The sequence below is a fragment of the Aminobacterium sp. EBM-42 genome, from assembly GCF_001896635.1.
Classification (GTDB): domain Bacteria; phylum Synergistota; class Synergistia; order Synergistales; family Aminobacteriaceae; genus Aminobacterium; species Aminobacterium colombiense.
In genome coordinates, this window is record NZ_MPPC01000010.1 from 54,659 (window position 1) to 67,661 (window position 13,003).

A 13,003-nucleotide genomic window follows, 5' to 3' on the forward strand; every position below is an offset into this window, starting at 1 on the left:
GTTCGTTCCATGGATGACGTCCCTAGTAGCAGGGAATGTTTAAAATTTATTACGTCTTTCAGGCAGGCCTCCTCCTTTCAGTATCGCTGATTTTTCACACGGGAACAGCCACACTCTTTTTCGGAGGCCTGATGATGGGCTCTGAATAGGAGTGATACCAATGAATATTTCGTTGACACAAGCTCTGCAGAGTTTTCTGCTGAGCAAAGATTTTTCTTTGATCAAAGAATTTTGTCTTTCTGCTCACCCAGCGATCGTTGCTGATTTTTTGTCTTCCCTTGAGCCTCAGGAAATATGGTCGGTGCTCTCTGCTCTCGATCCTCATAAAAGAGCAGAGGTTTTTTGTCAGATCGATGAAGACAGCCAGGTTGCTTTGGCCAACCGCCTGTCCCGTCTTGACCTGGCGGCTCTTGTAACCGACATGTCTCCAGATGATAGAGCTGATCTATTCAGACTGTTGCCCCATGCCACCCAGGAAATGCTGCTTCCAGCCCTTGCCCAGGCAGAAAGGGATGATATCAGGCGACTTGTTTCATACGAAGAGGGAACGTGCGGATCTGTTATGACATCCGACTATGCGGCCCTGACAGAGGGAATAACAGTGGCACAGGCCATTGAGGAACTGCGCAAGGAGGCTCCTGATAGAGAAACCATTTATTACGTCTATATTTTAGGGGAGGATCGCAAACTTCTGGGCTTCGTCTCTCTAAAAGATCTCATAGTTTCTAATCCTGCTCTCAAGGTCTCAGATATTATGCATCGGGATCTTATTTTTGCCCATGTAACGGAAGACCAGGAAGAAGGGGCTCGAAAAATAGCAAAGTACGATCTTATTGCCCTGCCAGTTGTAAATGATGCGGGCTCACTGGTCGGAATTATTACCCATGACGATGCCATTGACATTATTAACCAGGAGCATACGGAAGACATTGAAAAACTCATGGCTATTGGCGGCCGCCACGAAGTGGCATCCTATTTGAAAACTCCGGCATTGGACCACTTTAAAAACAGGGTTCTATGGGTTGTTGGCTTGGCGGCCATCGGCCTTATATCGGGAATGGTAATTCATCGGTTTGAAGCCACATTGGCTCATTTTATGATTTTGGCTCTCTACCTTCCCATGCTTACAGATAGTGGGGGTAATACAGGAAGCCAGGCTGCCACGGTGATCATACGGGCCTTGGCATTGCGTGACCTCCACCTGGAGGATATTTTTAAAGTACTATTCAAGGAATTGAAAGTATCATTGATGCTGGGGGCCGTTCTTGGGGCGCTTTCTTATGGGAAGGTTCTGTTTTTATCAAGAAGCCTGGCTATTCCGGGAGATATGACCTTATCAATGATAGCTCTGGCTATAGCCCTTGCTCTGGCCATACAGGTGATAACATCCACCCTTATAGGGGCGGCTCTTCCCATGGGAGCGGCAGCCCTGGGGTGTGACCCGGCCATTGTTGCGAGTCCGGCCCTGACAACGATAGTTGATATTACCGGACTACTAATTTATTTTAATGTAGCTCGTTTTGTCTTAGGACTCTGATGTGGTGCCAGGTCTTGAATTTTTGCATACCCATAGGGGTACGCAAAAATTCAAGACCTGGCACCATTCAAAAGGGGGAAGGAGCATATGTCTTCTGTGGTTAAACGTTTTTTACATTACACTGCATTTGATACCCAGTCTGTGGAAGGGACTGGCCTTGTTCCCAGCTCTGGAGGGCAGTTTCTTCTCGCTCATGACGTGGCTGAAGAGATGAAAACAATGGGGATGATGGATGTTTCTGTAGATGGCCATGCCTATGTCATGGGAACACTTCCGGCCAATACTGCCAAAAAAAAAGTACCGACTGTTGGATTTATAGCCCATCTTGATACATCAACTGAAATATCCGGCGCCAATGTAAAGGCGAGAGTGGTCTCCAATTATGACGGGGGCGACATCTTGTTGAACGAAGAACAGAACGTGGTGCTGTCCCCAAAGGATTTCCCCGAGCTGGAAAGCTACAAGGGAGAAGGCCTTATCGTTACAGATGGAACAACTCTTCTGGGTGTGGATGATAAGGGGGGAATGGCTCAAATAATGACGGCAGTGGAGTATCTTATTGCCCATCCAGAGATAGAACACGGGGCTGTTAAAATATGTTTCACTCCAGATGAAGAAATTGGGCACCAGGCCGCGTACCTTGACATAGAAGCCTTTGGCGCTGATTTCGCATACACTGTTGACGGCGGGCCTGTGGGGGAGTTGAACTATGAAACCTTTAACGGGGCGAAGGCTGTCATTACCATCCATGGCAGAAACGTTCATCCGGGAACGGCGAAGGGAAAAATGATAAATGCCGCTCTAATAGGGGCTGAATGCGTTTCGATGTTCCCCCAAAAGGAGACTCCTGCGGAAACAGAGAATTACGAGGGCTTTTACCATCTCCTCTCTTTCAGGGGGGATGTGGAGAAAGCTGAGCTTGAATATATTATTCGTGATCATGATGTGGAAAGGTTTGAAGAGCGTAAGGCCTTTGTAAAAGAGACAATTCTTAGTCTACAGCAGAAATATGGTTTTCGTGTTATAGGTTGTTCTCTGCGCGACCAATATTACAATATGGCGGGAAAGATCAGGGGGGCCATGTATATTGTTGAAATTGCTGAAAAGGCCATGAAAAAAGCGGGCGTGAATCCCACGGTGGTTCCTGTTCGCGGGGGAACTGACGGCTCAAGCCTTTCGCAGCGGGGCCTTTTAACTCCCAACCTTTTTACAGGCGGCCATAATTACCATGGGCGCTTTGAATACGTACCGGTATTTGCCCTTGAAAAAGGAGTAGAAGTGATAGTAAATATTATAGCAAACATCTGTGGTGCCAGGTCTTGAATTTGTGCATACCCATGTACGTATGCACAAATTCAAGACCTGGCACCATTTTTCGCTATGTGGCACCATTTTTCGCTATGGCCTGAAGGGTTTTGAATATAAGGTCAACTCCAATGAAAAGAGACCTTTCGTCGAAGTCGAAATACTTGTTATGATGTCCGGCGGTGAGATTAGATCCCACTATTATATAGGTTGCCTGGCCGCCAAGGTTTTGAACCCGTTTCATCATCCACGTAGCGTCATCGCTGCCTTCTGCTGCGGCAGTTTTTTCTATTTCTGTTATTCCATCTACTTTAACGGCTTCATTGGCGATGATGTCTACTATTTTATTGCTGCTGCGTGCAGTCGTAGCTGCTCCTGTTTCATAGACGACACTTTCAACACCGTACATTTTAGCTGCTCCATCGATAATCTCCCTTGCTCTGCTGTACATATAGGTTTCTATTTCTTCAGTTGCTCCCCTTGTTTCCACTTTCATGAATGCATTGGGAGGAACGACGTTGCGACCCTCTCCAGCTTGCAGCACTCCCACGTTTATACGGCTTATCCCTTTACCATGGGGTGCTATGGCATGCATGTTTAAAGCGGCAGCACAGGCGGCAAGAAGGGCGTTTCTTCCATTTTCAGGAGCGGCGCCGGCATGGGCGGAAACACCTGTATAGCGAACGTCAAACTTAGTAGTGCAGAGAAAACCTTGCGCTCCAGCAGTAACTTTGCCTGTTGGGTGGGACATGCCAAGGTGTACTGCGATAAAGTAGTCACAATCATCTAGAATGCCTTTGTCTGCCATGGCCTTAGCCCCTCTCACCCCTTCTTCCGCGGGCTGAAAGATAAGCTTGTATGTTCCTGTTAGAGAGTTGCTATGTTCTATAATAAGCTCGGCGATGCCTAGTCCCATGGCAGCGTGACCATCATGGCCGCATGCATGCATGGCTCCGTCATGTACCGAAGCAAAACCTTCTTTTACCGGGCGGTGGGCCGGATCCTTTGTTTCTGTAATATCCACGGCGTCTAAATCGAAACGGAGCGCTACAGTGGGGCCAGATCGTTTCGTATCCAGAATCGCCATCACTCCGGGATGACGTTCCATTTTATCTATCCATTCTTTTATCGCCCCTTGCCGGATAGCTGTCTCTACGTGGTGGTCGATGATGTCTTCATCAGGCCTTCCCATAACTGAGGTGAAATCGAAGATGGAAGAACCAAAAAGTAGATCTTTATAGCCCATTTTGTAAAGATATTCAGCGATAAGTGATGCTGTCCTGAACTCAGACCAAGCTGTTTCGGGATGTTTGTGAAAATCACGGCGATAAAAAAGCACTTTTTTTTCTAGTTCCTGAGAGATCACTATTACACCTCCGTAAGTAAAGAAATTGTCCTATCACGGCGATACAGTTAATCATACCTTTTAAATTTAAATTATGGTGTTTTCATATCTCTCGTCTATAATTATATTTATGATAGAAAGGGGGAAGGAAGAGGTGAAACTTACAAGTTCCAGTTTTAATCATGGAGAGATGATTCCCCGACATCACGGGCGAGGATTTGATAACAGCGCTCCCTCCCTGTGCTGGGAGGATGTACCAGTTGAAACTCGCACTTTCGCTCTTGTGTGCAGAGACCCCGATGCCCTTGCCGGTACATGGACACACTGGGTTGTTTATAATATTCCTGCTGAACGATGCTGCCTTCCGTCGGATCTGGGACGCGCTATCGAAACATCAGATGGCATACGACAGGGGCTGAATAGCTGGGGTGAGTCAGGGTATGATGGACCCCAACCGCCATCAGGTGTGCATCGTTATTATTTTACACTCTACGCCCTCGATGAGGAGCTTGATCTAAAGGGTGGAGTCCCATTGCATGTTCTTGAAGAGTCTATGGAAGGGCATGTGCTTGCCAAAACTGAGCTGATGGGGCGTTTTAGTAAGTAGGCAGACCTTTAGGGGCTGCAGGTTGCCAGCATTTCAAAAGGCTGTTACAATACCTTTCGGCGGTCTTCTCCGGGAGATTCAGCCCTGTGCGGCGAAACACCGTGAACCCTGTCAGGCCCGGGAGGGAGCAGCAGTAAGCGGAGCGTTTTGGGTGCCACAGGAAGCTGGATCTCCCGGAGAAGACCGCTTTTATATGCGGTTTATTCTTCTTTTTCCTGCTCCTGGTCTTCTGTAAATACCATGCCGGCAGGAGCTATGTCGATGAGAGCCTCGATGAGTTTTTCCAGGTTGCCAATGTCGGGATCCTTTGCTTCGTGGACGCATTGGTTAATGTAATTCTTCAATATCTCAATGCAAGCCTTCTGCATGGCCTTGCGTGCGGCAGAGAGCTGAAGAAGAACCTCATAGCAGGGTTTTTCTTCGATAATCATTCTCTGAATGCCGCGTAATTGGCCTTCTATGCGGCGCAATCTGTTGAGCATTGCTTTTCCGGTAGGAGACATGTTGTCCAGCTTGTTGATAAGGGAATTTTTAGTCATGGATTATCCTCCTTGAAACTATTGTTTAGTAACTTTACTCTCCAAACAATACAGGGTATACCCTTTTTCTGCAACAGTTGAAGGGCGTTCATAAAATGTGATATACTTTCCGTTGGCCCATATCACACACATAAACTGATGGAAGTGGGGGTGCCTTTGAGCTGCGAAGGTTCCACTTCCAAGGGATGTTTGTGGAGGGAATAAGAAACCAATTATGTAGGAGGGGTTATTATGTCAGTAGTAAGTATGAAGCAGCTTCTTGAGTGTGGCGTCCATTTCGGTCACCAGACGAGACGTTGGAATCCGAAGATGAAACCATACATCTTCACAGAGAGAAATGGCGTTTATATTATCGATTTGCAGAAAACTGTTCGGGGCCTTGAAAAAGCCTATGCTTTCGTTCGTGAGATAGCTCAGAATAATGGTTCTCTTCTCTTTGTCGGAACAAAACGACAGGCACAGGATACTATTCGTGAAGAGGCGGAGCGCAGCGGCCAGTACTTTATCAATCAGCGGTGGCTTGGCGGCCTTTTAACGAATTTCTCCACTATCCGCAAACGTGTAACCCGCATGGTAGAACTTCGTAAGATGGCGGCAGAAGATAATTGGAGCAATCTTCCTAAAAAAGAGGTTGCCCTTCTTAAAAAAGAGCTGGCTAAACTTGAGAAATATCTCAGTGGAATTGCCGGAATGAAAAATGTTCCCGATGCGCTGTTCCTCATTGACCCCCGGAGAGAGGAAATTGCCATTCTTGAAGCGAAGAAGTTGGGTATCCCCGTAATAGCTATTGTAGATACCAACTGTGATCCTGAAATGATAGATTACCCCATTCCCGGTAACGACGATGCGATTCGCGCAATTAAATTGATTTCTGGCCTTATGGCAGATGCCATGATCGAAGGCCGTCAGGGTGAAGATGCTGATGTAAAGAAAGTCGTTGAAGAAGGGGAAGAAGTGACGGATGAAGACATTATTTCCGTGCGAGAGCGGCTCCACGAAGTTTATGACGATACTGAAGAAGTAGAAGAATAATTAAGGGAGGACGTATTGAGCATGGCAGCGATTAGTGCATCTGCAGTAAAAGAACTAAGAGAGCGTACCGGAGCAGGTATGATGGATTGTAAACACGCTTTGGCAGAAACAAAGGGTGATATGGAAAAGGCGATTGACTATCTTCGTGAGAAGGGGATAGCAAAGGCTGCAAAGAAGGCAAGCCGCAGCGCCAAGGATGGAAGGGTCTTCTGTTATATTCATACCAATGCCAAGATTGCCTCAATGGTGGAGTTAAACTGTGAAACTGACTTTGTGGCGAAAACAGATGAGTTCCAGGAGCTTGGCCACGAGCTTGCGATGCAGGTGGCGGCTTCCGCGCCGTTGTTTGTTTCTTCAGAAGAAGTGCCTGAAGATGTTGTAGAAAGAGAAAAAGAAATTTATCGGCAGCAGGCTCTTGAAGAAGGCAAGCCTGCGAATATTGTGGACAGAATTGCTGAAGGAAAAGTGCAGAAGTATTTTGAAACATCATGCCTTCTTGATCAGGCCTATATTCGCGATGGCGATAAAAAAATAAACGATCTTATAATCGAACATATTGCTAAACTGGGTGAAAACATTAAAGTAGGACGAATCGCCCGTTTCGCGATCGGCGAGTAATAATTACAGGGGCGAGGCCAAAAGAGACCTCGCCTTTTTTTTGCCTTAATATTCTGTTGGAGGGGTATGCCATGGTAAAAAGGGTGTTGCTAAAACTCTCTGGAGAAGTATTGGCCGGCTCGAAAAGTTTCGGTCTTGATTTAGAAGCAATACATTCGATTTGTGAAGAAATTGCAGAAGTAGCACGTACGGGAGTAGAGATTGCCATGGTTGTTGGCGGCGGTAATATGCTTCGTGGCAGAGATGTTCAAACCATGGGCATAGAGAGAGCTCAGGCTGATTCTATGGGAATGCTGGCTACGGTCATAAACGCTCTGGCATTGCAGGATGTACTTGAAAAGCTGGGGGTGCCCACCCGGGTACAGACAGCCATTGAGATGAGGCAGCTAGCGGAGCCTTACATAAGAAGAAAGGCCATTCGGCACCTTGAAAAGGGACGGATTGTTATTTTTGCCGGGGGGACCGGGTCTCCTTATTTCTCCACAGATACGGCTGCTGCCCTACGGGCGGCGGAGGTTGACGCAGATTGTTTGTTGAAAGCGACGAAGGTAGATGGTATATATAGTGCGGATCCTGAAAAAAACCCCGATGCCGTGCTTTTGCATAAAATTACCTACATGGAAGCTCTAAAGCAGCAGCTCGAAATAATGGATGCGGCGGCTTTTTCCTTGTGTATGGAAAACCGTATTCCAATAGTGGTTCTTAATGTCCTTAAAAAAGGCAATTTACATAATTTTCTGGTTGATGGGAAAAAGATTGGAACAATAGTTTCGACAGGGGAGGAGGAAGTATACAGTGCCTAAAGAAGCTATAAAAACCATGAGTGAGAAAATGGAGAAGGTCATCGAGCATCTCAAAGAGGAATTTATCAGTATCAGAACAGGTAGAGCACACCCAGGTCTGGTAAACGACATCAGGGTTGACTACTATGGAAGCCAGACTCCCATTAAGCAGTTGGCGACAGTTTCCGTTCCTGAAGCGCGGCAAATTCTGATTGCTCCTTTTGATAGGTCTATTCTTAAAGGGATTGAAAAGGCCATTCAGGCATCTTCTCTTGGCATTAATCCCCAGAACGATGGAGAGAACATTCGTCTTACCCTTCCCGAACTAACAAAGGAACGGCGTATTGAGCTCTCTAAGGTTGTATCAAAATACGCTGAAGAGGCCAGGATCGCTGTTCGTAACATTCGAAGGGAAGTAAACGACACACTGAAAAAGATGGAGAAAGATTCTGTTATCAGCGAGGACGAACAGAGGAAATATACAAAAGATGTTCAGGATATAACAGACGACTTCATCAAAAAGATTGACGAAGTGCTTAAAGTGAAAGAAAAAGAAATTATTGAGGGAGACTAGCCACGATTCACTGTTTTTATTTCAAGGGCCCCCGTCGAGATACTGGATCGATCGACGGGGGCCCTTGTTATCCCTTTCAGTTTTGAAACCGCAACAGCTTAGTTGATAGCCAGTCTGTTAAAAGAATATCTCCTTGAGGATAAATACCACAAAGAGGAAGACCATCATGGGACTGATTTGATATTTGCGCCCGGTGAAAAACTTTACTATGACAAAACTGATTACTCCGAATTCGATTCCTGCCGCAATACTGTAGCTGAATGGCATAGTAAAAATAGCGATACAGGCTGGAACGAGGTCTGTCCACTCGGTAAAATCAAATTGTTTTAAGCTCATCATCATAAAGATGCCAACCATAACAAGGGCAGGGCCCGTAGCACAGGCGGGAACAATGGCAACTAATGGGCTGAAGAAGAGAGCTAAAATAAAAAGGACTGCCGTTACAAGAGCGGTGAGACCTGTCCGGCCTCCCTGTTCTACGCCGCTGGCGCTTTCTACATATGATGTAACTGTTGATGTTCCCAGAATGGCGCCGGCTGCGGTTCCAATAGCGTCGGCAAGAAGAGCTTCTTTTGCTCTGGGAAGGTTACCCTCGGCATCGAGCATTCCTGCTCTGTGGGTTACGCCTACAAGGGTTCCAACTGTGTCAAAGAAATCTACAAAGAAAAAGGTAAAGACAACTATCCAGAAGTTGGGGTTCAGAATAGAAGAAAAGTCAAGTTTTGCGAATATGGGGGCAATAGATGGCGGCATTGAAATGAGGCCGTTAGGCATGTTTGTAACACCTAGTGGGATACTTGCCGCAGTAATGATGAGTATGCCCCAGAGGATGGCTCCTCTGATTCGCCGGGCTTCCATGGTGACCATTATGAAGAAGCCGAGGATGGCTAAGAGGGCAGTGGGGGTTTTCAAATTGCCCATGCCCACCAGAACAGCATCGTTGTTAACAATAATGCCAGCGCTTTGAAGGCCGATAAATGTAATAAACAAGCCGATACCTGTAGAGATGCCTATCTTTAGGGATGTTGGGATGGCGTTGACCACTTCTTCGCGAAGACGTGTTAATGTAAGGAGTATGAAAATGACGCCTTCAGTGAATATGGCGGCCAAGGCGGTTTGCCAGCTGATCCCCATTCCAAGGACTACTCCGAAGGCAAAGAAGGCATTAAGCCCCATGCCTACTGAAAGAGCAATGGGGTAGTTGGCTAGGAATGCCATGAGAAGAGTGGCAAAAGCGCTTGCGAGGCATGTGGCGGTCATTACGGGACCGAAAGGCATTCCTGCACTTTCCATAATACTTGGATTGACGAAAATAATATACGCCATTGTCATAAAGGTCGTTATCCCCGCCAAAATTTCAGTACGCACGTCACTTCCTGCTTCCCGCACTTTAAAACGTTTTTCAAGCCATGAAGCCATGGTTTTACAACCTCCTGTTTCATTGTTTTAATATGATAAGAACAGTGGGAAGTATAATCCATACTTATATAAAATTCAATGAGCTAAAGTACATTTGTGTCATCAAACAGGATAACATCATCCCCAAAGGGGATAAAGAAATGTCTGACCAGTCAGCAGATATGGGCAAAGGTGAAAATGTGAAATATTTTACCTGCTAGAATATTATCATAACCTTTAGCGAATAATTAGGAGGTGGATTTATTGGCTTTGCCTAAAGTATATGTCACCCAAAGGATTTTAAAAGAGGGAATGGACCTTCTCAATGGACATGTGGATTATAAAATGTGGAGAGGGGAGGGAGCCCCAGATCGCGCAACTCTGTTACGGGAGGTTCAGGACGTGGAAGGGCTTCTTTCAATGCCGGCAAACGCAATTGACGACGAGCTTTTTTCCCATGCTCCAAAACTGAAAGTTGTGAGTCAGCACGCGGTAGGATTTGATAATATCGATATTGAAGCGGCAAAACGTCATGGGATCATGATCTGCAATACCCCTGATGTTTTAACTGACGCCACTGCTGATCTGGCTTTCACTTTGTTGTTGGCAGCAGCGCGCCGCCTCGTGGAGTGCAGCGAGTATTTGAGGAGAGGCCAGTGGACTACCTGGTATCCGGATATGTGGCTTGGAATGGATACAGCTGGCAAGAAACTTGGCATTGTGGGCTTTGGACAAATTGGGCAAGCAGTGGCCAGGCGGGCAAAGGGTTTTGGCATGTCCATCTGTTACTATAATCCATCAGCGAAGCCAGCGGCGGAAAAAGAGTTGGGAGCCCAGAGGGTTTCACTAGATAAATTGCTTCAAACGTCTGATTATGTGACCCTTCACTGCCCTTTGAAGGATGAAACGCGCAGTCTCATTGGAGAGCGAGAGCTGCGAATGATGAAACCTACAGCGATTCTGGTGAATACTTCCCGCGGCCTGGTGGTGGATCAAAAGGCCTTGTGTAAGGCTTTGTCAGAAAAATGGATATGGGCTGCAGGCCTCGATGTTTTTGCAAAGGAGCCGGTACCTTTGGACGAGCCCCTCCTTACCCTTCCGAACGTGACAGTTATGCCCCATATGGGAAGTGCCACGTACGATTCCAGGGGGGGCATGAGCCGCCTTGCCGCGCAAAACTTGATTGATGCCCTGGAAGGACGGCAACCGCTTTATGTGGTAAACCCATAATAATTAAAGGGCAGGGACTCTCTTTTTTGAGAAAGCTCCTGCCCCATCTTTTTTCACGCTATTTGCGAACCTATGGTTTCAGTTTATTTAATTTCCTCAAGAAATTCTTTGAGGCGCCCCATTCCCTCCGTAATTTCTTCTGTTGAGTTCGAATAGGAGATGCGCATATATCCAGGCACCATAAAGGCTGTTCCTGGTACGCCCGCTACATACTTGCTGTCGAGAAGGGCTGAGCAGAAAGAGCTATCATCTGTGATAAGTGTATTCCCGTGTTTTTTGCCAAAGGTCTTCTCTATATTGATCCATACATAGAAGGCGCCCTGAGGTTCCTGAAAGGTGATGAGCGGCATATCTTTAAGAAGACTGACAGCAAGGTCTTTCCGTTTGCTGAATTGACTGTGCATGGCGATTACATCATTGTTTGCCTCTCGAAGGGCTCCCACCGCCGCCCATTGGGCCACAGAACAGGCATTGGATGTAAGGTGCCCCTGAAAAGAACCCATAGTGGCTATTATCTCTGTGGGGCCGAGAGCATAGCCTATGCGCCAGCCAGTCATGGCGAAGGCCTTGCTTACGCCGTTTACGATGATGGTCAAATCTTTGGCTTCTGGGCAAAGATTGAGGATCTGGTGGTGTCTGGCATGGCCATAGACAAGGCGTTCATATATTTCGTCATAGATGATGACAATGTTTTTTTCCACGGCAAGTTCCGCGAGTCCTTTAAGGGTTTTCTCGTCGTAGACAGCGCCGGTAGGGTTGTTTGGCGTATTGAGCATCATGCATCGTGTTCGCGGAGTGATGGCTTGGCGTACTACGTCGAGGTTGGGAACATACCCGGTGCTTGATGTGTCTATGAGCACTTCTTTTCCTTCAAAAAGGCGAATCTGTTCCACATAGCTCACCCATGCCGGAGTAAAAACTAGAACTTCATCGCCTGGATCTACAATGCAGCCTAGGGCTTCATAGAGAAGAGGCTTGGCGCCTGCCCCTACAAGAACCTGATTGCTTTCGTATGTAAGTCCAAAGTGATTCTTGTAGTATGAACATACAGCTTCCTTAAGTTCAGGAATGCCTGCTGCGGGGGTGTAGTGGGTTTGCTCTCTTTCCATTGCCTCTTCTGCATATCGCAGAGCCGAAGAAGGAGAAGGAAAATCCGGTTCACCGGCACCAAAGGAAATTATAGGTTTTCCCTCCCGTTTGAGTGCTTTAGCCTTTGCTGTGACAACAAGGGTCGCGGAGGGTTCCATTCTCTTTGCCCGTTGGGAAATATGCATAGAATATCAACTCCTGATTTTTATAGTAAGTCACTGTATAGGATATTATACTGGTCTCTGCTTCTTAAGTCAGCCAGTGCTTGTTTATTGCTCATATCATGGGGCAATGTTAGAATAAACAGGAATAGAGCAAGATTGGAGGGATGTATATGGACGTACGCTTTGTAGCACGAAATGCTGTAATTGACGACGAGCTCAGAAGTTACATGAGGGAGAAGGTTTCGAAATTAGGCAAGTTTTTTAACCGGATCCTTGATAACCAAGTGCTTGTGAGTTTCGGTCGCGGGATGCACAACGTTGAAATTACCTCCAACGCGAATGGTGTGATTATGCGAAGCGAGGAGAGTGCTCCTGATATGCGAAAAGCCTTTGACAAGGCTTTGAAGAATATTGAGCGTCAGATCAAACGGCATAACGATTATCTCAAAGACAGGGCCCTGTTGCGGACCCGTGATATATCCTTTAATCTCGAGGGCTTTGTGGAAACTGAGCCGTTGCTCCCAGCGGAAGAAGAGATAGTGAAGACCAAACGGTTTCCTCTTCGTCCTATGACGGCCAAAGAGGCGACAATGCAGATGGAGCTTCTGGGCCATGAGTTCTTTCTTTTCAAAAACGTAGAGACTGGTTTAGTTAATGTGGTGTATAAAAGGAAAAACGGTGGTTTTGGGCTCATTGAGCCTTTAGAGTAACACTGAAAGGTTTTCTGTGAAGGTACAGAAGGCCCCCCTTTGGGGGCCTTTTTTTCTGTAGGTGTTGTTGTTA

The 13,003-nt window shown here is 46.6% G+C and carries 13 protein-coding genes and 1 other RNA gene; 10 read left to right on the forward strand and 4 right to left on the reverse strand.

Translation table 11 applies throughout. From position 1 onward, the window contains the following. Nucleotides 1–160 precede the first annotated feature (160 nt). Both mgtE and pepT read left to right on the forward strand, forming a co-directional pair. Nucleotides 161–1,537, forward strand: a complete 1,377-nt coding sequence (gene mgtE, locus BUC50_RS02260; RefSeq protein WP_013048579.1) for a magnesium transporter — start codon at nt 161–163, stop codon at nt 1,535–1,537. A gap of 87 nt (nt 1,538–1,624) precedes the next feature. Beyond that, nucleotides 1,625–2,860: a peptidase T gene (gene pepT / locus BUC50_RS02265; RefSeq protein ID WP_286677122.1), complete on the forward strand. Its 1,236-nt coding sequence runs from the start codon at nt 1,625–1,627 to the stop codon at nt 2,858–2,860. Nucleotides 2,861–2,915: 55 nt separating this feature from the next. Here pepT and BUC50_RS02270 read toward each other — a convergent pair whose 3' ends face one another. Continuing rightward, entirely contained in the window at nt 2,916–4,208 is a 1,293-nt protein-coding gene (locus BUC50_RS02270; RefSeq protein WP_286677123.1) for an amidohydrolase, read from the reverse strand. A gap of 133 nt (nt 4,209–4,341) precedes the next feature. Here BUC50_RS02270 and BUC50_RS02275 point away from each other — a divergent pair, with 133 nt between their 5' ends. Both BUC50_RS02275 and ffs read left to right on the forward strand, forming a co-directional pair. Next, nucleotides 4,342–4,794: a YbhB/YbcL family Raf kinase inhibitor-like protein gene (locus BUC50_RS02275; RefSeq protein ID WP_273015035.1), complete on the forward strand. Its 453-nt coding sequence runs from the start codon at nt 4,342–4,344 to the stop codon at nt 4,792–4,794. Nucleotides 4,795–4,869: 75 nt separating this feature from the next. Beyond that, an RNA gene (ffs, locus tag BUC50_RS02280) (signal recognition particle sRNA small type) lies at nt 4,870–4,968 on the forward strand. A 26-nt stretch (nt 4,969–4,994) separates the two neighbouring features. Here the strand turns inward: ffs and BUC50_RS02285 are convergent. After that, complete coding sequence (locus tag BUC50_RS02285) at nt 4,995–5,333, reverse strand: metal-sensitive transcriptional regulator (protein ID WP_213700041.1); 339 nt, start codon at nt 5,331–5,333, stop codon at nt 4,995–4,997. Between the two features lie 231 nt (nt 5,334–5,564). Here BUC50_RS02285 and rpsB point away from each other — a divergent pair, with 231 nt between their 5' ends. The 4 genes from rpsB (at nt 5,565) to frr (ending at nt 8,339) form a co-directional block, all read left to right on the forward strand. Then, nucleotides 5,565–6,365, forward strand: a complete 801-nt coding sequence (rpsB, locus tag BUC50_RS02290; protein ID WP_013048575.1) for a 30S ribosomal protein S2 — start codon at nt 5,565–5,567, stop codon at nt 6,363–6,365. 21 nt (nt 6,366–6,386) lie between these two features. Next, nucleotides 6,387–6,983, forward strand: coding sequence for a translation elongation factor Ts (tsf, locus tag BUC50_RS02295; RefSeq protein WP_013048574.1), 597 nt, complete (start codon nt 6,387–6,389; stop codon nt 6,981–6,983). A gap of 71 nt (nt 6,984–7,054) precedes the next feature. Then, the gene (gene pyrH, locus BUC50_RS02300; protein WP_013048573.1) at nt 7,055–7,786 is read left to right on the forward strand and encodes a UMP kinase; all 732 of its coding nucleotides are present in this window, start codon (nt 7,055–7,057) and stop codon (nt 7,784–7,786) included. Beyond that, entirely contained in the window at nt 7,779–8,339 is a 561-nt protein-coding gene (gene frr / locus BUC50_RS02305; RefSeq protein WP_013048572.1) for a ribosome recycling factor, read from the forward strand. The genes pyrH and frr overlap by 8 nt, the downstream gene beginning before the upstream one ends. A 117-nt stretch (nt 8,340–8,456) precedes the next feature. On the opposite strand, the gene BUC50_RS02310 is transcribed toward frr, so the two are convergent. Continuing rightward, complete coding sequence (locus tag BUC50_RS02310) at nt 8,457–9,758, reverse strand: NCS2 family permease (protein ID WP_013048571.1); 1,302 nt, start codon at nt 9,756–9,758, stop codon at nt 8,457–8,459. A 234-nt stretch (nt 9,759–9,992) separates the two neighbouring features. Between BUC50_RS02310 and BUC50_RS02315 the strand changes: the two genes are divergently transcribed. Beyond that, entirely contained in the window at nt 9,993–10,967 is a 975-nt protein-coding gene (locus BUC50_RS02315) for a 2-hydroxyacid dehydrogenase (RefSeq protein ID WP_244392377.1), read from the forward strand. An 83-nt stretch (nt 10,968–11,050) separates the two neighbouring features. Here the strand turns inward: BUC50_RS02315 and BUC50_RS02320 are convergent, their stop codons facing one another. Continuing rightward, on the reverse strand, nt 11,051–12,241 hold the full coding sequence (locus BUC50_RS02320; protein ID WP_013048569.1) for a pyridoxal phosphate-dependent aminotransferase: 1,191 nt from the start codon (nt 12,239–12,241) through the stop codon (nt 11,051–11,053). 149 nt (nt 12,242–12,390) lie between these two features. Here BUC50_RS02320 and hpf point away from each other — a divergent pair, with 149 nt between their 5' ends. Further along, on the forward strand, nt 12,391–12,930 hold the full coding sequence (gene hpf / locus BUC50_RS02325; protein ID WP_013048568.1) for a ribosome hibernation-promoting factor, HPF/YfiA family: 540 nt from the start codon (nt 12,391–12,393) through the stop codon (nt 12,928–12,930). Nucleotides 12,931–13,003 lie beyond the last annotated feature (73 nt).

What these genes read in the sequence shown, in the direction of transcription:
- BUC50_RS02310 (WP_013048571.1), bottom strand. Translation starts at nt 9,758, where the DNA reads ATGGCTTCATGGCTTGAAAAACGTTTTAAAGTGCGGGAAGCAGGAAGT.
- pyrH (WP_013048573.1), top strand. Translation starts at nt 7,055, where the DNA reads ATGGTAAAAAGGGTGTTGCTAAAACTCTCTGGAGAAGTATTGGCCGGC.
- tsf (WP_013048574.1), top strand. Translation starts at nt 6,387, where the DNA reads ATGGCAGCGATTAGTGCATCTGCAGTAAAAGAACTAAGAGAGCGTACC.
- BUC50_RS02320 (WP_013048569.1), bottom strand. Translation starts at nt 12,241, where the DNA reads ATGCATATTTCCCAACGGGCAAAGAGAATGGAACCCTCCGCGACCCTT.
- BUC50_RS02285 (WP_213700041.1), bottom strand. Translation starts at nt 5,333, where the DNA reads ATGACTAAAAATTCCCTTATCAACAAGCTGGACAACATGTCTCCTACC.
- rpsB (WP_013048575.1), top strand. Translation starts at nt 5,565, where the DNA reads ATGTCAGTAGTAAGTATGAAGCAGCTTCTTGAGTGTGGCGTCCATTTC.
- hpf (WP_013048568.1), top strand. Translation starts at nt 12,391, where the DNA reads ATGGACGTACGCTTTGTAGCACGAAATGCTGTAATTGACGACGAGCTC.
- mgtE (WP_013048579.1), top strand. Translation starts at nt 161, where the DNA reads ATGAATATTTCGTTGACACAAGCTCTGCAGAGTTTTCTGCTGAGCAAA.
- pepT (WP_286677122.1), top strand. Translation starts at nt 1,625, where the DNA reads ATGTCTTCTGTGGTTAAACGTTTTTTACATTACACTGCATTTGATACC.